A 23758-nucleotide genomic window follows, 5' to 3' on the forward strand; every position below is an offset into this window, starting at 1 on the left:
GGAAATCCGGCCGCTTTCGCTGCAACCACCGGCCGGATTCGCGATTTTGACTTTCTTTCAATAAGGCCGATGTCCTCCATGCGCCTTGTTGCCCCTGTGGCACTTGTGCAAGGGTTCAAACGCGGTGAATTTCCCGCTCGCACACGCGCCAGAAGGAATCCGCTCCGTGCTCACCCCCCACCCTCCTCGTCCTCCCTATCCGCCGTCCGGCGCCGATCCCGGGGAATCCGACGAGTTCCTCGCCGGCCCGCTGCGGGCCGGCTCCGACGCGGAGGCATCCCGGTCGGCCGCCCTGCTGATGGCCCGGCACTGGCAGCCGGCCCAGGAGTACGCGGTCATCTGCCTGGCCGCCTCCGGACCCCTCGCCCACATGGTCACCGCGACCGCCTTCCACCAGGTCCTCGGCAGGCTGGCGCTCGGCGAAGCCGCCGACGCGCTGCGGCCCCGCCTGCTGGTGGCCGTCCGTGACACGGTCCTGAACTGGTCCGGCACCGACCGGATCACCGCCGTGCTCCCCGGGCTCGGCAAACCCGCCGGGGGCCGCGGGATGCGCGCCGCGCAACCGCTCGTACCCGAGAACCGCGCCCTGTCCGACCGTTCCTTCCACGGCCTCTCCCGCCTGGAACAAGCCCTGTTGTGGCACGCCGAGGTCGAGGCCGAACCGGTGGACGTGCCCGCGGGACTGCTCGGCGTGGACCTCCGGAACGCGACCGCCGCGCTCGAACAGGCCAGGGAGAAATTCCGCGAGGGCCTGGTACGCGCCCACCGCGAACTCGCGCCCGGCAAGGAGTGCCGTTACTACAACCGCCTGCTCGACGTGCCGATCCGCCGGGGCGGCGCGCTGCTGCCCGACGTCCAGGAGCATCTGGCCGGCTGCCCCTACTGCCGGCACGCGGCCGAGCAACTCGGCCACAGCGACGCGGCGTTGGGGGTGCTGCTCGCCGAGGCCGTGCTCGGCTGGGGCGCCCGCCGCTACCTCGAATCGCGCCCCGGCCGCCGGCCCGGCCCCGCCCGCGGCGGCTCCCGGCGGGCGGGCGGACGCCGGCGCGGCGGCTCCCGGCGCGGTGCCGAGGAGGACGGAAGAGGGCTGCCGGCCCGGTTCCTCGCCGGGGTGTCCGCGTACCGCGCCCCCGGCACCGCGTGGTCGTCCAGGACGCTGCTGACCGGGGTCGGTGTGGCCTCGGCCGGGCTGCTCGCCACCGTCCTCGCGATCGGCGTATGGCCGGACGGCGACGACGGCACCGCCCCCGTCGCCACCAGCGCCACCCCCGGCGCGTCGGCCCCGTCGGGCACCCCGGGCCTGCCCGCCGCCGGCCGGCCCGGTCCGCTGCGCAACGCCGCCGGCCGGTGCCTGGACGTCAAGGGCACGCCGCAGGAGGGGGCGAGTGCGGTGCTCGCCGAGTGCTCCGGCTCGGCCACACAGCGGTGGACGTACGGCACCGACGGGCTGCTGCGCAGTGATGCCGGCACCGGTCTGTGCCTGGACTCGCACGCCGACGCCGGCGTGGTGCTCCTCGGCCGCTGCGCCGGCGCCGGGGCGGAGCGGGGCGACGACGTGCGCTACGACCTGACTCCTCAGGGCGAGCTGCTGCCGCGGTGGGACCGGACGCTCGCGCTCGCACCCGGCGGTGACCAGGCGGGGGCCGACCTCGTCGTCAAGGTCCGGGACGGGTCCCCCGGCCAGCGGTGGCTCTCCGGCGGCTCATCGTAGGGCTGCGGCAGGACGCCACGCCGGCCGCCGGTCGGCCGGTCCGTCGCGGACCGGCGGCGGCACCGGCGCGGGCGTGCGCGGTTCCGGTGGCGGGGCGTGGGCGGTTCCGGCGCTGCGGTGCTCGGGGGGGATGCGCGGGCCGCCGCGGCGACGGAGTGCGCGGCGCCGTGGGCGCTCCGGCCCAGCGGCCGGACGGCGCCCCGCGGCTGCCCGACGGCCCCGACACCCCTGGCGGTCAGGGCGGCCCGCAGGGCCCCGGCCGGTCCGGCGGGCAGGGCCGATGGGCCAGGGCTCGGTGGGCCAGGGTTCCATGGCCCGAGGTCCGGTGGCCCGAAGTCCGACGGGCCAGGGCTCGATGGCGGCCGGCCGCCCGTGCGGCGGCGGATGGGCGGCCCCGGTCGGGGCCCCGGTGGCGGAACCCTCGTCCGTGTCCCGGCCTGAGCCGCACGCCGGATGCGCCCCGCGTCCCTAACAGGCCGCGGTGCCGTCCGTTTCCAGGTCCGACCGCGTCACCGTACCCGGGCGTGCGTGGCCCGACAGGGCCAGGGTCAGGTCGAACTCCGCGAGCAGGCAGCGGATGACGTGCTCCACGCCCGCCTGGCCGTCCAGGCCCAGGCCGTAGACGTACGGACGCCCGAGCAGGACCGCACGCGCGCCCAGGGCCAGGGCCTTGAAGACGTCGTCGCCGGTGCGCACCCCGCTGTCGAACAGCACCGTCAGCCGGTCGCCCACCGCGTCCGCGATCCGGGGCAGCGCGTCGGCCGCCGCGACCGAACCGGCCACCTGCCGGCCGCCGTGGTTGGAGACCACCACGCCGTCCATCCCGGCGTCGGCGGCGAGCCGGGCGTCGTCCGGGTGCAGCACACCCTTGAGGACGATCGGCCCGTCCCAGTTCTCCCGCAGGAAGGCCAGGTCGGGCCAGGTGTGGCTGGTGTCCCCGAACAGACCGAGGAAGTGCAGCACCGCCGCGTTCGGGTCCTCGTGCACCGGCTTGGCGAGGCCCGCGCGGAACGCCGGATCGGTGAAGTAGTTGGCGGTGCCCACGCCGTGCACGAACGGCAGATAGGCCTGGTCGAGATCACGGGGCCGCCACGCGAGCAGCGGGGTGTCCAGCGTGACGACGAGCACCGAGAAGCCGGCCGCCCGGGCCCGGGCGAGGAAACTCCGGGTCACCTCGCGGTCCTTGCCCCAGTACAGCTGGAACCACCGCTCGGCGTCCCCCATCGCCTCCGCGACCTGCTCCATCGGCGTGCTCGAAGCCGACGACAGGACGTAGGGCACGCCCTGTGCGGCGGCGGCCCGGGCGGCGGCGGTCTCGGCGTCCGGGTGCATGATCGACAGCACGCCGACGGGAGCGAGGGCGAGCGGTGCGGGCAGGGTCCGCCCGAGCACCTCGGTGGTGAGGTCGCGTTCGTGCACGTCCCGCAGCATGCGCGGCACGATCCGGCGCCGGGCCAGGGCCGCCCGGTTGGCGCGGGCCGTGCCGCCGTCGCCCGCGCTGCCCGCCACGTACCCCACCGGGCCCGGGCCGAGCCGGTGTTCGGCCAGTTCCTCCAGCCGGGTCAGGTCGGTGGGGAGCCGGGGCACGGCCCCGGTCATCCCGTTCAGATAGATCTCGTACTGGAAGTCCGCCCAGTGCTGTGCCATCCGTCAACTCCCGCGCGTCGTCGGCCGCGTGCGCCCCCGACGATACCGACCGGTACGTCGGACGGAGCGCCGCGGGACCACGTCAGCCGGCCCCGCCCGCCGGCACGGGCGCCGGGGCGTCGGCGACGGCTCCCGGGCCGGTGATCGGCGGCACCGGGACCTCGACCGTACGGACCAGCCGCGCGCCCTCGGGGCCGTACGCGGCACGGGGTTCGGGGAACAGCCACAGCAGGGCCAGGAAGAGCACCGCGGCCGTGGCCAGCGACAGCGGCAGGCTGATGTCGACGCCGTGCGCCAGATCGCCCAGCGGACCCACGAACTGGCCCGGGATGTTCGTGAACAGCACACCGATGAGCGCCGACACCCACCACGCGGTCATGCCGCGCCAGTTCCAGCCGTGCGCGAACCAGTAACGGCCGCCGCGCTGACGGCGGTTGAAGACCTGGAGCGCGTCCGGGTCGTACCAGCCGCGCCGCGTCCAGAACCCCAGCGTCATCACGACCATCCAGGGCGTGGTGCAGGTGACGATCATCGTGGCGAAGGTGGAGATGGACTGCACCAGGTCCAGGCCGAACCGGCCGGCGAAGATGAACGCGATCGACAACACGCCGACCAGCAGCGTCGCCTGGACCCGCGACAGCCTCGGGAACACCGAGGAGAAGTCGAGGCCCGTGCCGTACAGCGAGGTCGTGCCCGTGGACATGCCGCCGATCAGCGCCAGCAGGCACACCGGCAGGAAGAACCAGCTCGGTGAGATCGCCAGCAGCCCGCCCACGAAGTCCGGCGCGGCCGGGTCGACGTAGTGGGGCGCCTTCGTCGCCACGATGCTGGCCGTCGCCAGACCGAACACGAACGGCAGCAGCGTCGCGAACTGGGACAGGAACGCGGCCCCGACCACCCGGCGGCGCGGGGTGGCGGCCGGGATGTAGCGCGACCAGTCGCCGAGGAACGCGCCGAAGGACACCGGGTTGGACAGCACGATCAGCGCCGCGCCGATGAAGGACGGCCAGAACATCGACCGCGTCGACGCGTCCGCCGAGGCGGTGAACACCCCGGCGTACGACGGGTCGAAGTCACCGGCGAACGCGACCGCGCCGAGCAGGAACAGCACGCTCGCCGAGGTCACCGCGATCTTGTTGACGAACAGCATGAACCGGAAGCCGTAGACGCAGACCGCGAGCACCAGACCGGCGAAGAGCGCGTACGCGACGACGTACGACAGGTCGCCGCGCTCCAGGCCGAACAGCCGGTGCGCGCCGCCGACCAGGGCGTCGCCGGAGCTCCACACCGACAGCGAGAAGAACGCGACGGCCGTCAGCAGGGACAGGAACGAACCGACCACCCGGCCGTGCACACCGAGGTGCGCCGAGGACGACACGGCGTTGTTGGTGCCGTTGACCGGGCCGAACACCGCCATCGGGCACAGGATCAGCGCGCCCGCGAGGACACCGAGCACGGTGGCCGCGAGGCCCTGCCAGAAGGAGAGCCCGAACAGGATGGGGAAGGCGCCGAGGACGCAGGTGGAGAAGGTGTTGGCGCCGCCGAAGGCGAGCCGGAACAGGTCCAGCGGGGTCGCGGTGCGGTCGGCGTCGGGGATGCGCTCCACGCCGTGGGCCTCGACCTCGGTGAGGGCGGGTCCGGACGGGGAGGCGGACGCGGCGGGCGGTGCGGGCTGGTCGGACACGGGCGCTCCAGCGGGGACGGCGGCGGGGTGCGCTGACGGTACGGCGGGCGGAACCGTGAGATCCAGAGGACGGTTCGTCCACCTTTCGCGCCGCCGATGGATGAATCGCCCATCGGCGGGGCGGCGCAGGCCCCTTCGTCTGGTGATCACTTCATGAACACGAGGAGTCATGAAGGGGCGCGGCGCGGTCGGAGCCGGAATGTTTCAGGACGATTAACGAAGGGCTGCTTTTCGGCCATCGGACCGCTCCCGCAGCGGGGGACCCGCCTGGTTCCGGGGGCGTGACGTTCGAATTCCGTGACTTCCCGCCACTGATTCAACACGAAAGGTTACTGAAACCCGTGGGTTCGATGTGAGTTTCCGCGACGGAGTCGGCAGAGTGGCGCTCGCCGCTCCGGCACCCGACCGGGCCGGAGCCGGCGACCCGACTGTTCGAGCGGAAGGATGCACACAATGCGGAACACCGCGCGCTGGGCAGCGGCCCTCGGCCTCACGGCCGCCGCCGTTTGCGGACCCCTGACCGGGGCCGCCGTCGCTGCACCGGGCGCCGCCCCGTCGTCGCTCTACGCCCCCTCGGCCCTGGTGCTCACCACCGGCCACGGCACCGACGCGGCCACGGCCACTCCGGAGCGCGCCGTCACCCTCACCTGCGCCCCCACCGCCTCCGGCACCCACCCGGCCGCCGCCCAGGCCTGCGCCGAACTGCGCCTCGCCGGCGGCGAACCGGAGGCCCTGAAGCCGGCCGGCGACGTGATGTGCACGAAGGTCTACGACCCCGTCGTCGTCACCGTCCAGGGCGTGTGGCAGGGCAAGCGCGTCTCCTACGAGCGCACCTTCGGCAACGCGTGCACGAGGGATACCGCGGGCGGCGCCGTGTTCGCCTTCTAGGACCGGGATCGCACGGGTCCCCGTGGCCACCGGATCAGGTCCGCAACTGGGGAGTGCGGCCCCCTGGAGCGGGGAACCTGCGATCTCGCGCCGGGGCCGGCGGGCGGAGTGGGGCCGCCCGCCGGGCCCGGGCACACAGCCGCTCCCCGGGCCGGTCCGTGGGGGACCGCCCGGGGAGCGGCGAAAAACAATCCGTTTCAACCAGCTGTTCACGCCTTACGCCGGTGACTTGTGTCACACCAGGGGTAGCGGCGACTGCGCCGGCAGGTACACAGAGCGACGCGGAAGCGGTCCGAGCGGACCGTGGTCCCGTCCTCCAGTTCGATCTCCACGGGCCCTTCTATGAGGAGGGGCCCGCGCCGCTGCATGGTGATCCGCCGTGCCCGGTCGGCCAAGGCCCTGGCCGCCGGACCGGCAGGGGCGGCGTCCGCCGGGGAGCCGGCGGAGCCCGCAACGGAGTCCAGGGACTCCACGGCGTCCTTGGCGTCCGCGGCGTCAGCAGGGTCGTTCGGCACGGATGACCACCAGCTCTTCCCTGTCCTCGGCCGGCGCGAGCAGCCCGCGCCGGCGCAGCCAGTCCTCCCGGGACCGCAGCACCGGGCCGAAGGCGATCCAGCGGCGCCGGACCACCGACGCCTTCAGGCCCGCCGCCCGCAGCAGCTCCAGGGTGCGGTCGGGACCGCTCAGCGCCGAGTGCACCATCAGCAGCACCCCTCCGGGGCGCAGCAGCGCCGGCGCGTCCCGGCAGATCCGGTCCAGCAGCAGCCGCCCGTCGCACCCGGCGTCCCAGGCCCGGGCCCGGCCGTGCGGCCCGCGGCCGGCGTCGGGCGCCGGAACGTAGGGCGGGTTCGCCAGGATGAGGTCGTACGTCCGGCCGCGCACCGGTGCGAAGAGGTTGCCGCGCCGGATGCGCACCGGCAGCCGCCTCAGCCACGCGTTCAGCCGGGCCGTCCACACCGCCCGCCGGGACACGTCGACCGCGGTCACGGCCGCGCCCCGGCGGGCCGCCTCCAGGGCCAGCGCCCCGCTCCCGGTGCCGACGTCCAGCACCCGTGCGCCGGGCGGCGGCGCCTCTTCGTGGAGGGCCTCGGCCAGCAGCTCCGTATCGTCCTGCGGGGCGTACACACCCGGAAGCACCATAGCGATCACGTCGCGCGGGTACCCCCGGAATCAGGATGTATGGGAAACCTCCTGTTTCAGGGGTGTCCCCACGAGGGCTCCGGGGGCCGTGCGCACGGGGGAGTCCAGGGGGGTCCGCAGGGACGACCGTCCCGCGCGCCAGGCGTCCAGCAGCCGCCGCGCCAGCCGGTCCTCCAGGTACTCGGTCGCGTCGATCCCGAAGGCGATGTCCGGCGCCAGCTCCGGTTCCTCGTCGAGCAGCCCGCCGATCACCTCGTGCCGGACGACCTGCTCGTGTACCGCGTCCGCCTCCACGTGCTCGTCGTAGAAGAACTCCGCGGCCGGCCCGGCGCCGGTGCGGCGCATCGCCTCGGCCAGCCGGCGGGAGCCGGGCGAGGAGGTGATCTCCACCTCGGCGAAGTGGCCCACCAGCGCGCCGCGCAGGTCGCGGTGCAGGCCGAACAGGGACATCAGGTTGACGACGGCCAGCATCTCGGCCGGGGCCGCGTCCAGGTGACGGCCGTACGCGGTGTCCAGGCCCAGGTCCGTCATCAGGTCGGCGAACAGGCGCGCGTGCACCCGGTCGGCCCGGCCGCCGCCGAACTCGTCGTACTCCACCGCGGCCATCGCCGCCTTGGCCCGGCCCCACAGCCGCGGCAGCACCCAGGCGTGCGGGTCGGCCTCCTTCAGGTGGTACAGCGAGCGCAGCGCCGCGTACTCCCGCAGCTGCCACAGCTCGCCCTCGGCCGACAGGAAGTGGGTGACCCCCGTGCCCTCGGCCGGCTCGACGAGGAGGGCGGCCAGCGCGTCGTCCAGGCTGTCGTGGACCGGGGTGTCGGCGCGCAGCGCGGCGCCGAAGCGGTGTTCCAGCGCGGCCCTGACGCGCAGCAGCCCGGGGTCCCACTCGGTCTCGGGCGGGACACCGGCGAAGCCGCGGTAGTGCAGCTCGTAGCAGAGGTACAGGGCGAGCTGGAGGTCGTCGCCGTACGGATCGGCGGCCCCGGCGTCCGCGGGATCGGGAAGCGGGCCCGTGCCGCGCAGGTACGCGGTGACCGCGGCGGAGAGCGGGCCCCGGGGCGGGGGCAGCAGGGGTCCTCGCACGTGGTGGTTCATGGGGACCGGGTACCCGCCGCGCGGGAAAGCACCAGTGATCGGCTGCGCTCCGGCCCGCCGTCCCGGCCCGGGTGCCGGCGGAGCGCCCCGTGGGCGCCCCGCCCTGCCGACCTCAGTCGCCCTTCGCCTGCTCCTGCGCCGTGGGGCTCGGGGTGACGGTGTCCCCGGCCTCACCCGAGGCGGACGGGTCCTCGTCGCGCTTCTCGGCGTCCTCGACCTCCCGGAGGACCTCCTCCAGGGCCGTGTCCGGCCGGTCCTCGTGGTCGTCGTGGCCGTTCCCGCCAGGCATGCCGTCTCCTTCCGTCGGCGAGGTGATCTCCTTGGCGGGTTACCCGAGCGAGGCGTCCCAAGCGTCCCCCGGACGGGTCGAGGGGCCGCCGTCTCCCTGCTGACGGCGGCCCCTCGGGTCCGTACTGCTACGGCTGTCACATGTGGACGACGGGTGCGGCGCCCGCGTCCTGGCGCGGCACCCCGCGCCGGTAGCAGAGGAAGGCGATGACCGCGCCGGCGCCGAAGAGGACCGCCGACCACCAGAAGGCGGTGGTGTAGCTCTCGATCGTGGCCTGCCCCTGCACCAGCTTGCTGGTGGCGTCCCGGCCGGCCAGGTAGTCGGTGGCCGCGCTCGCCGCGAGGGTGTTCAGCAGGGCCGTGCCGATCGAGCCGCCCACCTGCTGCATGGCGTTGACGGTCGCGGAGGCCACGCCGGCGTCCTCGGCCGCGACCCCGCCGGTGGCCAGCTGCATGGCCGTCGGCATGACGAGGCCGAGGCCCACGCCGATCACGATGAGCTGCGGGAGCACCGCGCCGAGGTAGTGGGAGCCGAGGCCGATGCCGGTCAGCCAGGCCATGCCGGCCGTGGCGACCGCGAAGCCCAGCGGGATGACGACCTTGGGGCCGGTGCGGGGCAGCAGGACCGTGGTGCCCACCTGCGCGGTCACCATCAGCGCGCCGACCATCGGCAGGAACGCCACGCCGGTCTTCGTGGGGCTGAAGCCGAGGTTGAGCTGGAGGTAGTAGGTCAGGAAGAGGAACACGCCGAACATGCCGCCGGCGGCGATCAGCACCGCGAGGAACGAGGCCGCGCGGTCGCGGTCGAGCAGGATGCGCAGCGGCAGCAGCGGGTGCGCGGTCCGGGTCTGCCACCAGGCGAAGGCCGTCAGCAGCACGCCGCCCGCGATCAGGAAGCCCCAGGTAAGCGGCGAGTCCCAGTCGTGGGTCTCGGCGTTGGAGAAGCCGTAGACCAGGGAGAACAGACCGGCGGCGACGAGGACCGTGCCCGGGACGTCGAGCTTGGCGTGCGCCGCGTCGCGGTGGTTGCCCAGCAGCAGCCAGCCGCCCGCGAAGGCGACGACCGCGATGGCCACGTTCACGTACAGCGTCCAGCGCCAGTCCAGGGCGTCGGTCAGCACACCGCCGAGCAGCAGACCGAACGCGCCGCCCGCGCCGGCGATCGCGCCGTAGACGCTGAACGCGCGTGCCCGCTCCCGGGCGTCGGTGAACGTGGTGTTGAGCAGCGAGAGCGCGGCGGGCGCGAGCAGCGCGCCGAAGACGCCCTGGAGGGCGCGGGCGACGACCAGCATGGTGAAGCCGTTCGCGGCGCCGCCGAGCGCGGAGACCGCGGCGAAGCCGACGACGCCGACGAGGAAGGCGGTCTTGCGGCCGAACATGTCGGCGATCCGGCCGCCGAGCAGCAGCAGGGAGGCGAAGGCCAGGGCGTAGGCGGTGACGATCCACTGCCGGTTGCCGTCGGAGAAGCCCAGGTCGCTCTGGGCGGACGGCAGGGCGATGTTCACGATCGTGGCGTCGAGCACCACCATCAGCTGGGCCGTCGCGATGACCGCGAGGATCCACCACCGCTTGGGCGAGGCCTCGGCGTGCTCCGGCGCCGCGGCTCCCGCACGGGAGGTCTCGGCCAGGGTCTTCTCGGGCATGCGGAACCACTCCAGGGAAGTCGTTCGGGTACGGGACGGCAGGACGGCACAGGGGTACGACGAGGCGAACAGCCCGTAAACGAAACTGTTTCGTACACCGAGAGCCTAAGTCACCCCGAGCGAAACGGCAACGTTTCTTTATGGCGGCGCACTTCGCCGTGCGCGGTGTTTCAGTGTGTGGCGCCCTGGATACACCGCGAAGGTTCGGCCCCGGAGTTCGCGAGCCCGTGCAATGCCGTCGCAGTGAGGTCGTCACCATGTCCCATGCCCCGTCCCCCGCAGGACCGTCGAACGAGACCCGGCCGCTCCGGGCCCCGGCCGGAAGGGCCAGGACCGCCCCGCGCCCCGGCCGGGGCGGTGCCGCCCTGGTGACGGGCGCCTCCTCGGGCATCGGCGCGGCCGTGGCCCGCCGGCTGGCCGCCGAGGGCGGCTGGCGGCTGGCCCTGAACGGACGCGACGTCACCCGACTGGAGCAGGTGGCCGCACAGGCCGGTGCGGTCGCACTGCCCGCCGACCTGACCCGGCCCGGCGCCGACCGCCGGCTCGCCGGCCTCGCGCTGGACCGCCTCGGACGGCTGGACCTGCTCGTCGCGGGCGCCGGCGTCGGCTGGGCCGGGGACTTCGCCGGCATGCCGGCCGCGCGGATCGACGAGATCGTGGGGGTCGACCTGCTGGCCACCGTGCACCTGGTGCGGACCGTCCTGCCGCACATGGTCGCCGCCGGATCCGGACGCGTCGTGCTGATCGGATCGCTCGCCGGCAGCGTGGGCGTGCGCGGCGAGGCCGTCTACTCCGCCGCGAAGGCCGCGCTGGCCACCTTCGCGGACTGCCTGCGCTACGAGCTCCGCGGCACCGGGGTGGGCGTCAGCCACGTCATCCCCGGCGTGGTCGCCACCCCCTTCTTCGACCGGCGGGGCACCCCGTACGCGCGGTCCTGGCCGAGGCCCGTGTCCGCCGAACGCGTGGCCGACGCGGTCTGCGCCGCCGTCCTGCACGGCCGGGACGAGGTGTACGTCCCCGGGTGGCTGCGGCTGCCCGCGCGGGTGCGTGGGGCCGCGCCCGGGGTCTACCGGCGGCTCGCCGCCCGCTTCGGGTGAGCGGTCATGATGGCGCTGACCGTCCTGCTCGCCCTGCTCGCGGCCCTGTCCAACGCGTCCGCGTCGGTGCTGCAACGCCGGGCCGCCGTGCAGGAGCAGCCGGACCAGGAGGGCGGGACCGAGTCCGTGGTCCGCCGGTTCGCCCATCTGCTGCGCAGACCCTCCTGGCTGGCGGGCGCCGGGCTGCTGGGGCTGTCCAGCCTGTTGCAGGCCGGGGCGCTGGCCGTGGGCAGCCTGTCCCTGGTCCAGCCCCTGCTCGCCGCCGAACTGCTGTTCACGCTGGCCGTGGGGAGCGTCGTCTTCCGGCGCCGCCCGCAGGCCCGCACCTGGCTCGCGTTCGTCGCCCTCGCCGGCGGACTTGCCCTGTTCCTGCTGGCGGCGGCGCCCTCCGCCGGCCGGCCCACCGCGCGGCCGGGGGACTGGCTGCTGGGCGGCGGCGGGGCGCTCGGCGTCGTCGTCCTGCTGGTCGCGGTCGCGCGCCCGGCCCGGGGCGCGTCCCGGGCCGCGCTGCTCGGCCTCGCCTCCGCCGTGTCCTTCGCCACGACCGCGGCGCTGCTGAAGGAGGCCGTGGGGCGGCTCGGGCAGGGACCCGCGCAGATGTTCGGACACTGGTCGCTGTACGCGACGGGCGCCGCCGGACTCGTCGCGTTCCTGCTGCTCCAGGGCGCGCTCGGCGCCGGCTCGCTGACGGCCTCCCAGCCCGCCCTCACCCTCGGCGACGCGCTCACCAGCGTCGTGCTCGGCTGGGTGTTGTTCGGCGAGACGATCCACCTGGGCCTCAGCCTGCTGCCGGAGGCGATCGGCGTCGCCCTCATCGGCGCGGGCAGCATCGGCCTGGTCCACTCGCCGTCCGTCGGCGGGGAGTGGGACGCCACGGACCCGGAGGAGTCCCCCGGCTCCACCACCGCTCTCCCGCGCACCCCCAGGAGGTAGGTCACCCATGTCCCTCGTGTCCGGCCGCTCCGTACGCACGGCCGCCGTGCTGCTGCCCGCCGCGGTCGCCGCGGCCCACATCGGCCCGGCGGCCACCTGGCTCCCGGGCGTACGGCTGCCGCTCTTCCCCGGGCTCGCCGGTACCGGTCCCGGCAGGCACATCGCGCTCACCTTCGACGACGGACCCGACCCGGCGTCGACCCCGCGCTTCCTCGAAGCGCTCGACGAGCTCGGGGTGCGGGCCACGTTCTTCGTCCTCGGCGAGCAGGCGGTCCGCCATCCCGCGCTGGTCCGCGAGACGGTACGGCGCGGGCACGAGCTCGGCGTGCACGGCTGGACCCACGACCGGCCCTGGTGGCCGGCGTTCGCCCGGGACGCCGAGGAGGTCGCCCGGACCGTCCGTGCGGTGCACGGCCTCACCGGACACCGCCCCCGGTGGTACCGCCCGCCGTACGGCATCCTCACCACGAGCCGCTGGCTGGCCGCCCGGCGGGCCGGACTGCGCACGGTGCTGTGGTCGGCCTGGGGCAGGGACTGGACCGCCGACGCGACAGCCGCGTCCGTACGGGCCCGGGTCGCCGCGGACCTGCGCGGCGGCGGCACCGTCCTGCTCCACGACTCCGACCGCCACGCGGCCCCCGGCTGCTGGCGGGCGACCCTGGCCGCGCTGCCGCCGGTCGTCCGGGACTGCCGGGAGGCGGGGTGGACGGTGGGACCCCTGCGCGACCACGGGACGGTTCCGGTCCCGGTCCACGGCGGGGCGCCGGTGCCGGCCGGGCTGGTGGGGGAGTGACGGAAGCTTCCGGGACGGCCGGGAGAACGGTTCGGCCGTTCCGGTGAGCCGACCGCGGGGATGCCCGGCGAGCACGGGCCGGGGTGCGGCTCCAGCCCGCGGTGTGCGTGCCGATCGCGCTCACGTACCCGTCGCCAGGTCCGTCACGCGGTCCAGCGCGTCCGTCCGGAACAGGGCGCGCCCACGGGCCACCCGGTCCGTGCGTTCCCGGGTGTGCTCCCCGAGCCGCCCGAGAGCCGCCAGCAGCGCGGGGGCGTCCGGGGCCGGTTCGGACAGGCCCAGCTCGGTCATGCGGCGCACGCCGTCCGTGCCGTGGCCGGGGAGCGGACGGTGGGCGATCACGGGCAGGCCCGCGGCGAGGGCCTGGACGGCGGTCTGGCCGGCCGCGTTGTCCACCAGGGCGTAGCACGCGCCCAGCAGACCCGGCATGTCGTCGACCCAGCCCAGGACCAGCGCCGCCGGCTCCCGGGAGACCCGGGCGCGCAGCCGCTCGTTGCGGCCGCACAGCACCACCGGCAGATAGCCGGCCGCCGCCAGCAGCCGGGCGGTCGCGGCCGGGCGGGACGCCGCGCCCCAGGCGCCGGCGGACAGCAGCACCGGGGGCCGGCCGGGCGCCCGCCGGGCGAACCGCTCCCGCCAGCGGGCCTCCCCGGCGGCCGGCGCGCGGAAGGCGGGCGCGACCACCGGGCCGGTCGTGACCACGGACACGGTCAGATGCCGGCGTACGTCCGCCGCCGCCGCGTCCGTGAGGCACAGATACCGGTCGTTGCCCGGATGCAGCCACTGCCGGTGCACCGCGAAGTCCAGCAGGAACACGGCGCTCGGCACCCGCAGCCCGCCCCGCTCCCGCAGATGCCCGGTCAGCTGCGCGGCCAGGTGGAAGACGGACACCACCACGTCGGCGCCCGTCCGGTCCACCAGTTCCGTCAGCCGGTCCCCGGCCAGCCGGGCGAGCGGCACCCCGCTGGGCCGCCGGCCGGGGCCGCCGCGCAGGAACGCGCCGTAGACCCCGCCGTACAGCCAGGGCAGGTGCCGTACCGACGCCTGGTAGCCGCGGCGCAGCCCCGTGCCCAGGCCGTACGGCAGCAGCGCCAGCACGTCGGCCACCCGGGCCTCGTGGCCCCGGCCGGCCGCCCGCCGCGCCAGCTCGGCGGCCACGGTGTCGTGACCGGCTCCCATGCTCGCGCTCAGGATCAGCATGCGCCGCCGGCCGTCCGGCGCGTCCTCGGTGGTGGGCACGGAGTCCGATTCTCCGCCGCCGTGCCGCGCAAACCGCACCGCCGGCCGTGTCGCCGGCCGGACGCTCACCCGTGCGCAGCAGCGCGCCGGGCCGGGGCCCGCCCCCCGGCTGCGAGTCGCGCGGCGCGTGCCAGGCTGGATGAATCGGCACGGGAGAGCGTGTGGTGGGCGGCGAGCGGCGGGAGGAGCCGTGAGGCGGTTGCGGCGCGGCCTGCACCGCGCGTGGCGGTGGCTGCGGGTCCAGGCCCTGATCGAGCACGGCCGGGAACTGGAGCTGATGCACCGGGCCATGGGCTTCGCCACCCTGGCGCTGGTCACGCTGGCCCCGCTGCTGATCGTGGTCGCCGCGGCCGATCCGCTGGTTCGGGGCGGCTTCGCCTCCTGGCTCACCGACGGCATGGGCCTGTCCGGCCGGTCCGCCCACGTCATCACCGACGTCATCAGCCCCCCGCGCAAGGTCATCGGCACCACCAGCGTGTGGAGCGGCGTCCTGCTCGCCGTGTTCGGCATCTCCTTCGGCGGCAGCGTGCAGAACGCCTACGAGCGGATCTGGGGACTGGCCTCCGGGCCCTGGCACCGGGTGTGGCGGCAGGCGACCTGGCTGGTGGTGCTGACGGCGTACCTCTACCAGGAGGTCGCGACGAAGTCGACGCTGTACGGGACGCAGCGGATCGCGTTCTCCGCGCTGAGCGGCGTGCTGTTCTTCTGGTGGGGGCAGCGCTTCCTGCTCGGCGGGCAGATCCACTGGCGCTCACTGCTGCCCGGCGCGCTGGCCACGGTCGTCGGCCTGGCCGGCCTGCGCGCCTTCTCCTACCTCGTCTTCACCCCGCTCATCGTCACCAACGCCCTGAGCTACGGCGCCGTCGGCACCGTGCTCGTCGTCGAGTCCTGGCTCATCGGCGTCGGCTTCGTCATCTACGGCGGTGCCCTGTTCGGCCGCTGGTTCACCGAGCACCACTGGGTGCCGTCCCACCACCACGACGAGCCGGCTCCGCCGGACGGCGAGGAGGAGTCCTAGGCCAGCTGCCGACGGACCAGTTCGTGCAGCCGGCCCCCGGTGTCCGCGAGCAGTTCGGCCGGGGTGCCCTGCTGCACGACCTTGCCGTCCTCCATCACGATCACCCGGTCGGCGTCCATGACGGTCGACAACCGGTGGGCGATGACGATCCGGGTGGCGTTCAGCTTGCGGGTGCTGTCGATGACGACGCGCTGGGTGTCGTTGTCCAGGGCGCTGGTCGCCTCGTCGAAGAAGAGGATGCGCGGGCGCCTGATGAGGGCCTGGGCGATCATCAGGCGCTGCCGCTGGCCGCCGGAGATCGCTCCGCTGCCCGCGACGATCGTGTGCAGCCCCATCGGCATCCGCTGGATGTCCTCCGCGAGCCCCGCCAGCTCGGCCGCCGCCATCGCCTCCTCCGGCGTGTACGGCTCGGTGCCGCAGATGACGTCCATGATCGAGCCGGTGAACGGCTGGGCGTGCTGGAGGACGACCCCGCACTGGCGGCGCACCGCGGACTGGTCGAGCGCCGCCAGGTCCTGCCCGTCGTACAGGACGCTGCCGGAGACCGGCCGGTCGAAGCCGATGAGCAGGCGCAGCAGCGTGGACTTGCCGCAGCCGCTCGGGCCGACGACCGCCACGAACTCGCCCGGCCGTACGGCGAAGGACACGTCGTCCAGCACGAGCGGGCCGTCGTCGGCGTACCGGAAGGACAGCCGGCGGGCCTCCACCGCGCCGGACAGCGGGCCGGGGCGGGTGCTCGCCGTACGCACCTCGGGCGTGGCCTCCAGCACCGGCTTGATCTCCTCGAACAGCGGCAGTGCCGCCACCGCCGACACGAACGCGCCGGTCAGCTGGGTGACCGAGGTCAGCACCATGGTCACCGACGTGCTGAAGGCGAGGAAGTCCGCCGCCGACATCGCCCCCCTGGCCGGGCCCGCCAGCAGCATGAACATCAGCAGGGTGCACACCGGCAGGTAGACCGCGCCGAGGACCGTGGTGAGGTTCTTGATCCGGCCGGCCTTCTGCTGGAGCTCCCGGCTGTGCGCGAACTGGCGCGCCCAGGCCGCGTAGGCGTAGTTCTCGGCCGCCGCCACCCGCAGCTTCGGCAGCCCGCGCAGGGTCTGGAACGCCTGGTTGTTCAGCTTGTTGCCGAGCACCACCAAGCGCCGCTGCCAGCGCACCTGCCACAGCCCGAGCCCGCCGAACACCGCCGCGATGACGACGAGCATCCCGATCGCGGCCGTCGCCATCGCCGGGCTGTACCAGAAGAGCAGGGCGAGGTTCATCGTGCCGACGGTCACCGACTGGGCGACGACCGGTCCGACGCCCGCCAGCAGCCGGCGGATCGTGCTGATGCCCATCGCGGCGCTGGCCAGCTCACCCGTGGAGCGCTGGGTGAAGAAGCGGGTGGGCAGCCGCAGCAGCCGGTCCCAGACGGCGGGCTGCAGCGCCGCCTCGATCCGGCCCTCGAGGCGCAGGATGGACAGGTTCTCCAGCAGCGTGAACGCCGCCGCGACCACCCCGCTCACCATGACCGCCAGGCACACCTGGACGATCAGGTCCTCCCGCGCCCTCGGCACGTACTCGCCGAGCACCTTGCCGGTGGCGATCGGCACCAGCGCGCCGATCGCCACCGTCACCAGCCCCGCGAGCAGCAGGTTCAGCAGGTCGGCGCGGGTGCCGCGCAGGCTGAACCGCAGCAGCCCGAGCGGCCCGAGCCGCTTGTCGGGCAGCGGCCGGTAGAACATCACCGCGCGCGGCTCGAACTCCTCCGCGTTCGCCTTCTCGACCGGGGTCTCGCGCCCCGTGCCGGGGTGGACGGCGACGTAGCCGCCGCGCCGCCACAGCAGCGCGACCGGTGCCCCGGACAGCGCCCGGTGGCCGACGAGCGGGCCCACGTTCTCCCGCCACCAGCGCCCCTCCAGCCGCACGGCCCGCGTGCGGACCCGGGAGGCCAGCGCCACCCGCTCCACCGGGTCCAGCCGGTCGCTTTCCGTGCCGCTCTGCGCGGGCTCGGCCAGCCGGATGCCGGCCGCCCCGGCGACCAGCTTGCAGACCGCGTAGGTGGCGTCGGCGTCGGCGGCGGTGGTACGGCGCGAGGAGCGCTTGCCGATGGAGGCCAGCAGGGTCCGGTCGGCCTGCGCGCGCACGGCCTCACCGGCCTTGATCCCGGCGGCCGTCCGCGTCTCGTGGGTGCGCTCCAGCTGCTCGATCCACCGGTCGAGCGCGGTCAGCAGCCGGTACTGCTGGTCCACCATGCTCTGCCACAGCGCCGGGTCCACCAGCAGATCGGCGGCGGCCTCCGCGCCGTACAGCGAGCCGTACTGCACGCTGCCCGGCGGAACCTGCATCCAGAACACGTCGTCGTCCGCGGGGGCCGCCGCCCGCTCCTCGGCCAGCGGGGCCTGGAAGAGGACGGACAGACCGCGGCCGACACCGAGGGCGAGCGCGTACTCCAGCGGGCTCGACGTCGGCGGCACGTACTGCGGGTTGCCGTACTCGTCGTACGACCAGGTCTGGGTCTGCGCCGGCTGGTACAGCTCGCGCAGGTTGACGCGGTGCACCACGCAGTCCCGGACCGGCCGGGCCACCAGGGTGTGCTGGGGGCCGGCGACCGGGCCGAGCAGCAGCGTGCCCGCCTCCAGCCGGCCGAGGTGGTGCCAGTGGCCCTGCTGGGCGGCGTCCACCGCGTACAGGTCCAGGGCGCCGGCCGCGACCAGCCACAGCACCTGCGGACCCTCCAGGTCCAGGCGGCCCATGCCGGCGCAGTCGAGCCGCGTGCCGAGCGAGCCGAGCGCGCCCAGGACGAGGTCGCCTTCGTGTACGGAGGTCATCTCACCGCTCCCTGACCAGCGCCGCGTACGCGCCGCCGCGCGCCACCAGCTCCCCGTGCCGCCCGCGCTCCACGACCGTGCCGTGCTGGAGGACGACGATCTCGTCGCTGTCGCGGACCGTGCTCAGCCGGTGCGCGATCACCACGCAGGCGCAGCCGCGCCGCCGCAGGTTGTCCATCACGACCTGCTCGGTCTCCGCGTCCAGCGCGCTGGTCACCTCGTCCAGCACCAGGATGCTCGGCCGGCGCACCAGCGCCCGCGCGATCTCCAGGCGCTGGCGCTGCCCGCCGGAGAAGTTCCGGCCGTCCTGCTCGACCCTGCTGTGGATGCCGCCGGGCCGGCGCATCACCACGTCGTACAGCGCCGCGTCCTGCAGCGCCTCCACCACGGCCTCGTCCGGGATCGACGGGTCCCACAGGGCCACGTTGTCGCGGACCGAGCCCTCGAAGAGGAAGACGTCCTGGTCGACGAAGGAGACGGAGGCGGCGAGCGCGCCGCGCGGGATGTCCTCCAGCCGGCGGCCGTCGATGCGGATCACCCCGTCCCACGGCGTGTACAGCCCCGAGATCAGCCGGGAGACCGTGGACTTGCCGCTGCCCGAGCCGCCCACCAGCGCCACCTGCTGTCCCGGGCCGACGGTCAGGTCGAACCCGGTCAGCAGCGGCTGGTCCAGCGGGCTGTAGCCGAAGGTGACGTTCTCCAGCTCGACGTGCCCGTGCAGCCGCCGGGTCGAGTCGCCGCCGCCGGGGCGGGAGTAGAGCGGGTCGGCCTGGAAGTTCTCCACGTCCTTCAGCCGGGCCACGTCGGCCGCGAAGTCCTGGATGCGGCCCGCCACGCCGTTGAGCCGGGTCAGCGGCGCGGTGAAGCGGGTGACCAGCGCCTGGAAGGCGACCAGCAGACCGACCGAGATGTGCCCCTCCACCGCGCGCATCCCGCCGATCCACAGGATGAGCGCGCTGTTGAAGGTGGCGAGCGTCGGCGCGACCACGCCGAGCCAGGCGCTCGGCACACCGAGCCGCTGCTGCTCCTCCAGCGTGGTGGCGTGCTGTCCGGCCCACTTGCGGAAGTAGCCGTCCTCGCCGCCGGTCGCCTTGAGCGTCTCGATCAGCTGCAGGCCGGTGTACGACGTGTTGGTCAGCCGCGCGGTGTCCGCGCGCAGCTTCGCCGTCCGGGTCGCGCGCAGCCGCACGACGAGCCGCATGGCGACCACGTTCAGCAGGGCCACGCCGATGCCGACGAAGGTCAGCTGCGGGTCGTAGGTGTAGAGCAGGACCGCGTAGAGGACGACCACGATCGCGTCGACGCCGGCCGCCGCGAGGTCCCGGGCCAGGGTCTCGGCGACCTGGTCGTTGGACTGCAGGCGCTGCACCAGGTCGGCGGGGGAGCGCTGGGCGAAGAACGTCACCGGCAGCCGCAGCAGATGGCGCAGGAAGCGGGCGCTGGAGAGGGTGGAGGAGATGATCCGGCCGTGCAGCAGGTTGGCCTGCTGGAGCCAGGTCAGCACCAGCGTGAGCAGCACACAGGCGGCCATCGAGGCGAACAGGACGCCCAGCAGCGAGGTCTGGCCGCCGATGAGGAACATGTCGATGTAGGTGCGGCTGAGCGCGGGTACGGCCGCGCCGACCGCCACCAGCAGCAGGCTGGCCAGCACGGCGGCGGGCAGCGTGCCCGCGGTGCCGCGCAGCCGGGCCGGCATCGCGCCGAGCACACCGGGTCTGCGGCCGCCCCTGGTGAAGCCCTCGCCGGGTTCCAGCACCAGCACGACACCGGTGAAGCTGCCGTCGAACTCCTCCATGGGCACGAAACGGCGGCCCTTGGCGGGGTCGTTGACGTACACCCCGCGCCGGCCGAAGCGGCGGCCCATGCCGTCGTAGACGACGTAGTGGTTGAACTCCCAGAAGAGGATGGCCGGGGCCCGCACCTCGGCGAGGGCCGCCAGGTCCATCTGCATGCCCTTGGCCGTCAGGCCGTAAGCGCGGGCCGCTTTCAGCAGGTTGGAGGCGCGGGAGCCGTCGCGGGAGACACCGCAGGCGATGCGCAGCTCCTCCAGCGGGACGTGCCGGCCGTAGTGGCCGAGCACCATCGCGAGGGAGGCGGCGCCGCACTCGACGGCCTCCATCTGGAGGACGGTGGGCGTACGGACCGTGCCGGTACGGGACGTGGGGACCGGGCGCTTGGCGGGGGCCGCGCGTCTGCGGCCTCGGGTCTCCTGGGCGGTGGTCACGGGAGCAGCCAATCGACGGGATGCTGGTCGGCGAGCCGGACGGAGCCGGTGGCGAGCGTCATGGAGTCGAGCCGGAACGGCGGTCCGTCCTTGGACGACCAGCGGTAACCGCTCCTGGTCGACGAGGACGCGGCCAGTTCCACCAGGACGGCCACCGGGCGGCCCTTGCGGGTGAACTGCTCGCCGAGCTGGCTGTCGCCGAGGAACGCGGAGATCGACTGGGCGGACTGCGCCGTGCGGTCCACCGACTTCACCTCGCCGCGCAGCACGCCGTAGCGCTGCGTCGGTACGGAGGACACGGTCAGGTCGACCGGGGCGTGCGCCGGGATGGCGGCGGCGTTCTCGGCCGGTACGTACACGGTCGCGTACAGCGGGTCGGAGGCGTGGGCGACCTTCTCGACCGCGGCGACGTCGGTGCCGGTCCGGACGATCTGGCCGAGGGTGGCGGCGAGCGTGGTGACGCGTCCGGCGGCGACCGTCCGCACCACGGTCTCGCCGTCGCCCGTACGCACCTTGAGCAGGGGCGCGTTCGCGGGCAGCCGCTGGCCCTGCCGGGCGAGGACGGCCGTCACCTGCCCGGCCACCGGGCTCTGCAGCACGTAGCTGCCCTGCCCGTGGGTGAGGACGGCGGGCGCGCTCACGGTGGAGGAGACGGAGCCGGTCACCGCCCAGACGGAGGCGGCGGCCATGACGACGAGGGTGACCCCGAGCGCGAGCCAGCCCTGCGGGCGGGCCAGCCGCACCGGGAGGTCCAGCTCCTCCGGCGACTGGAGCCTGGCGAGGGCCTGTTGGCGGAACTGCACGGAACTTCCCTCACCTGTGGGAGAGACGCGGGTGTTTCAGGGCACCGATGAGCCCCGGAGCCGTGGGACGGCTCCGGGACGTCGGTCACACCGGGGGTGCGATCAGAGACCGGCGACCAGGCCGTTGACCGGGGCGACGTTCAGGCCGGAGACGCCCTCGACGGTGCCGACGACCGTGTTGACCAGGCCGGTGACGCCCGGGGCCACCGCGTTCACGGTGCCCAGGGTGCTGTTGAGGGTGTTCACGGACAGACCGCCGGAGACGTTGTCCAGCTCGGCGTCCGAGATCTCGACGGTCTCGACCTGGGGGGTGGAGTTCATGATGGAACTTCCCTTCATATGGATATCTCACAAGGGGGGAGCGGCCCCCTCTGGGGACAGACGGACGGCCGCGGCCGCAGGCGCCGGGCACCCGTTTCCGGGAGGCCCGCCGGACCCCCGCGGTGCGATGGATCAAAGCACGCACGCGGGCCGCGCTTCCAATCAACCACGGCTCCCACCTGGGGATTTGCGGCGTGAGAGGGGTCCAACCGTGCAGGTGTGCGCACGGCATGTCGGCGACTCCTTCACATGCCGCGCGGCATCGTCGCGCCGGGCGCCTTGCCCCCCGGATCGCGAATCCGGCACTCCTCGCCAAAGACGTGCCGGGGGGCGCGCGGATGTGCAGATCTCCGTGCGGCCGTGACGCGGCTGGGTATTCGATGTGCAGATTCCCTGAAGGGTGGATTCCGCTTCACGTTCTCAGCTGAGCGTTACTGATCGGTCGCTGTCCGTGTCGGTTCGCAACCGTGTCAGCCGAGGATCGCGTAGACCGTGTTCGCCCGGGCCGCCAGCGCGCCCGAGGCGGCGTCGCTCAACATGACGTCCGCGAAGGCCATCCGGCGGCCCAGCTTGGTGAGCACCGCCTCGATCAGGACGTCCGCGCCGCTCACCGCCCGCTGGAACGAGGTCGACTGCTGCACCGTCGTCATCGGCACGAACCCGCCCCGGGCGGCCGAGACCGCGATCACCGTCGCCGTGTCGGCCGCCGCCATCAGCGCCTGTCCCGACAGCCCGCCGCCCTCCCGCGCCAGCCGGTCCGACCAGGGCAGACGCAGCACGGCCCGGTCCTCGCCCACCGCTTCGACGGTCAGGCCCAGATCGAGCACCCAGGGGGCGAAGTTGGCGGCGAGGATCTTGCCGGCATCGGCGGTGGTCATCGTCATAGGGGGATCGTTCCCGGCCGCCCGCCACGGCACGCGGAGCATGGCCGGTTCCCCGCGCCGGTGCGACCGCGCGGAAGCGGCATTGAACACACCGCGCGGCCGGTGCGTACGTACGGCCATCCAGGCGCCCCGGTACGCACCCGATACGCACTGCCCATGAGCGGCAGACCCCGTGGAGGTCGAGAAGTTTGAGTCACAAGCGAATGCCCAAGCGCAAGGCCGCGATAGCGGTGGGCGGTGTCGCGGCGCTCGGGGCGGCGGCCCTCCTGCTGCCCAACGCCAACGCCTCCCAGGACCAGGGCGACGCGACGGCGGGCGGCACGGCGGACGTGAAGACCCTGAAGGCCACGGACGCCTCGGACCTCGCCGGCCGGCTCCAGCAGGTCCTCGGCGACGCCTTCGCCGGGTCGTACTACGACAGCGGCAAGCAGCAGCTCGTCGTCAACGTCGTCAGCGGCGACGACAACGTCGTCGTGCAGGCGAAGAAGGCCGGAGCGGTGGTCCGCAAGGTCGACAACAGCGCCGCCGAACTCCAGGCCGCCGCGCGGACGCTGAAGGCCAGGGCGACCATCCCCGGCACCTCCTGGGCCGTCGACCCGCGCACCGACAAGGTCCAGGTCACCGCCGACTCCACCGTGACCGGCGCCGACTGGAACAGGCTCCGGTCGGCGGTGCGCGGCCTCGGGACCGGCATGGCGACCCTGAAGAAGTCCTCCGGCACCCTCAAGACCCTCGTCTCCGGCGGCGACGCCATCTTCTCCCAGGTGCAGGGCGGCGGCGTCCGCTGCTCCCTCGGCTTCAACGTCACCGCCTCCGACGGCAGCCCCGCCTTCCTGACGGCCGGTCACTGCGGGGTCGCCGCCAAGCAGTGGTCCGACTCCGCGACCGGGCAGCCCATCGCCACCGTCGACCAGGCGACCTTCCCCGGCGAGGGCGACTTCTCCCTCGTCAAGTACGACGACCCGAACACCCGGGCGCCCAGCGAGGTCAACGCGGGCAACGGCCAGACCGTCCAGATCAAGCAGGCCGCCGACGCCACCGTCGGTGAGACCGTGTTCCGGATGGGCTCCACCACCGGGTTGCACGACGGCCGGGTCACCGGCCTCGACGCCACCGTCAACTTCCAGAGCGAGACCGACCCGAACGGCGTCGACACCGTCACCGGCCTCATCCAGACCGACGTCTGCGCCGAGGCCGGCGACAGCGGCGGCTCCCTGTTCACCCAGGACGGCAGCGCCCTCGGTCTCACCTCCGGTGGCAGCGGCGACTGCACCAGCGGCGGCGAGACCTTCTTCCAGCCGGTGACCACCGCCCTCCAGGCCACCGGCGCGACGCTCGGCGACGGCGGCGCCGGCGGTGGCAACGGAGCGGGCGACCAGGCGGGCGCGGGTGATCAGTCCGGTGCCGGCGATCAGGCCGGTGCCGGCGGTGACCAGATCGGGGGCGGCGCCGATCCGTCCGGTGCCGGCGCGGCGGACGACGGGTCGTCGTCCCCCGCCGGCTCCCACTGACCGGTCCCGCTCCCGCCGATTGGTCCTCC

20 protein-coding genes are annotated in these 23758 nt (G+C 74.2%); 7 read left to right on the plus strand and 13 right to left on the minus strand.

Annotated features, from left to right (window positions below):
* Positions 1-166: 166 nt before the first annotated feature.
* Complete coding sequence (locus tag ACZ5DC_RS06030) at positions 167-1711, plus strand: RICIN domain-containing protein (protein WP_468649795.1); 1545 nt, start codon at positions 167-169, stop codon at positions 1709-1711.
* A 468-nt stretch (positions 1712-2179) separates the two neighbouring features.
* Here ACZ5DC_RS06030 and ACZ5DC_RS06035 read toward each other — a convergent pair whose 3' ends face one another.
* Positions 2180-3358 carry a lactate 2-monooxygenase gene (locus tag ACZ5DC_RS06035; protein ID WP_468649797.1) on the minus strand — a complete coding sequence of 393 codons (1179 nt, stop codon included), beginning with the start codon at positions 3356-3358 and terminating at the stop codon, positions 2180-2182.
* Between the two features lie 82 nt (positions 3359-3440).
* Complete coding sequence (locus tag ACZ5DC_RS06040) at positions 3441-5042, minus strand: purine-cytosine permease family protein (protein WP_468649799.1); 1602 nt, start codon at positions 5040-5042, stop codon at positions 3441-3443.
* Between the two features lie 453 nt (positions 5043-5495).
* On the opposite strand from ACZ5DC_RS06040, the gene ACZ5DC_RS06045 reads away from it, so the two are divergent.
* Positions 5496-5930, plus strand: a complete 435-nt coding sequence (locus ACZ5DC_RS06045) for a subtilase-type protease inhibitor (protein WP_468649801.1) — start codon at positions 5496-5498, stop codon at positions 5928-5930.
* 209 nt (positions 5931-6139) lie between these two features.
* Here ACZ5DC_RS06045 and ACZ5DC_RS06050 read toward each other — a convergent pair whose 3' ends face one another.
* The 5 genes from ACZ5DC_RS06050 to ACZ5DC_RS06070 all read right to left on the minus strand — a co-directional run bounded on the left by ACZ5DC_RS06050 (position 6140) and on the right by ACZ5DC_RS06070 (position 10093).
* Complete coding sequence (locus ACZ5DC_RS06050) at positions 6140-6325, minus strand: CDGSH iron-sulfur domain-containing protein (RefSeq protein ID WP_468649953.1); 186 nt, start codon at positions 6323-6325, stop codon at positions 6140-6142.
* Positions 6326-6425: 100 nt separating this feature from the next.
* Positions 6426-7070 carry a HemK2/MTQ2 family protein methyltransferase gene (locus ACZ5DC_RS06055; RefSeq protein ID WP_468649955.1) on the minus strand — a complete coding sequence of 215 codons (645 nt, stop codon included), beginning with the start codon at positions 7068-7070 and terminating at the stop codon, positions 6426-6428.
* A gap of 30 nt (positions 7071-7100) precedes the next feature.
* Complete coding sequence (locus ACZ5DC_RS06060) at positions 7101-8162, minus strand: iron-containing redox enzyme family protein (protein ID WP_468649803.1); 1062 nt, start codon at positions 8160-8162, stop codon at positions 7101-7103.
* 112 nt (positions 8163-8274) lie between these two features.
* Positions 8275-8451, minus strand: a complete 177-nt coding sequence (locus tag ACZ5DC_RS06065; RefSeq protein ID WP_468649805.1) for a hypothetical protein — start codon at positions 8449-8451, stop codon at positions 8275-8277.
* A gap of 136 nt (positions 8452-8587) precedes the next feature.
* Positions 8588-10093, minus strand: a complete 1506-nt coding sequence (locus ACZ5DC_RS06070; protein ID WP_468649807.1) for an MFS transporter — start codon at positions 10091-10093, stop codon at positions 8588-8590.
* A 257-nt stretch (positions 10094-10350) separates the two neighbouring features.
* On the opposite strand from ACZ5DC_RS06070, the gene ACZ5DC_RS06075 reads away from it, so the two are divergent.
* Genes ACZ5DC_RS06075 through ACZ5DC_RS06085 form a run of 3 tightly spaced genes read left to right on the plus strand, consistent with a single transcriptional unit; the run spans position 10351 to position 12916 of the window.
* Positions 10351-11190 (plus strand): SDR family NAD(P)-dependent oxidoreductase, encoded by an 840-nt coding sequence (locus tag ACZ5DC_RS06075; protein ID WP_468649809.1) that lies wholly within the window; start codon positions 10351-10353, stop codon positions 11188-11190.
* Between the two features lie 6 nt (positions 11191-11196).
* Positions 11197-12123, plus strand: a complete 927-nt coding sequence (locus ACZ5DC_RS06080; protein WP_468649811.1) for a DMT family transporter — start codon at positions 11197-11199, stop codon at positions 12121-12123.
* A gap of 7 nt (positions 12124-12130) precedes the next feature.
* On the plus strand, positions 12131-12916 hold the full coding sequence (locus ACZ5DC_RS06085) for a polysaccharide deacetylase family protein (protein WP_468649813.1): 786 nt from the start codon (positions 12131-12133) through the stop codon (positions 12914-12916).
* A gap of 120 nt (positions 12917-13036) precedes the next feature.
* Here the strand turns inward: ACZ5DC_RS06085 and ACZ5DC_RS06090 are convergent, their stop codons facing one another.
* Complete coding sequence (locus tag ACZ5DC_RS06090) at positions 13037-14155, minus strand: MGDG synthase family glycosyltransferase (protein WP_468649815.1); 1119 nt, start codon at positions 14153-14155, stop codon at positions 13037-13039.
* A 190-nt stretch (positions 14156-14345) separates the two neighbouring features.
* On the opposite strand from ACZ5DC_RS06090, the gene ACZ5DC_RS06095 reads away from it, so the two are divergent.
* A complete protein-coding gene (locus ACZ5DC_RS06095) occupies positions 14346-15173 on the plus strand; it encodes a ribonuclease BN (RefSeq protein WP_468649817.1) in 828 nt (275 codons plus the stop codon).
* On the opposite strand, the gene ACZ5DC_RS06100 is transcribed toward ACZ5DC_RS06095, so the two are convergent.
* The 5 genes from ACZ5DC_RS06100 to ACZ5DC_RS06120 all read right to left on the minus strand — a co-directional run bounded on the left by ACZ5DC_RS06100 (position 15170) and on the right by ACZ5DC_RS06120 (position 22218).
* Positions 15170-17986 carry an NHLP bacteriocin export ABC transporter permease/ATPase subunit gene (locus tag ACZ5DC_RS06100; protein ID WP_468649819.1) on the minus strand — a complete coding sequence of 939 codons (2817 nt, stop codon included), beginning with the start codon at positions 17984-17986 and terminating at the stop codon, positions 15170-15172. The two genes, ACZ5DC_RS06095 and ACZ5DC_RS06100, sit on opposite strands and share 4 nt — an antisense overlap.
* Position 17987: 1 nt before the next feature.
* Complete coding sequence (locus tag ACZ5DC_RS06105; protein ID WP_468649821.1) at positions 17988-20210, minus strand: NHLP family bacteriocin export ABC transporter peptidase/permease/ATPase subunit; 2223 nt, start codon at positions 20208-20210, stop codon at positions 17988-17990.
* On the minus strand, positions 20207-21013 hold the full coding sequence (locus ACZ5DC_RS06110; RefSeq protein WP_468649823.1) for a hypothetical protein: 807 nt from the start codon (positions 21011-21013) through the stop codon (positions 20207-20209). The genes ACZ5DC_RS06105 and ACZ5DC_RS06110 overlap by 4 nt, the downstream gene beginning before the upstream one ends.
* A gap of 102 nt (positions 21014-21115) precedes the next feature.
* Complete coding sequence (locus ACZ5DC_RS06115) at positions 21116-21334, minus strand: hypothetical protein (protein WP_014676668.1); 219 nt, start codon at positions 21332-21334, stop codon at positions 21116-21118.
* 470 nt (positions 21335-21804) lie between these two features.
* Entirely contained in the window at positions 21805-22218 is a 414-nt protein-coding gene (locus tag ACZ5DC_RS06120) for a PaaI family thioesterase (protein WP_468649825.1), read from the minus strand.
* Positions 22219-22421: 203 nt separating this feature from the next.
* On the opposite strand from ACZ5DC_RS06120, the gene ACZ5DC_RS06125 reads away from it, so the two are divergent.
* The gene (locus ACZ5DC_RS06125) at positions 22422-23729 is read left to right on the plus strand and encodes a S1 family peptidase (protein WP_468649957.1); all 1308 of its coding nucleotides are present in this window, start codon (positions 22422-22424) and stop codon (positions 23727-23729) included.
* The last annotated feature ends 29 nt before the right edge of the window (positions 23730-23758 follow it).

It is taken from the genome of Streptomyces sp. NPDC031445 (assembly GCF_055581365.1).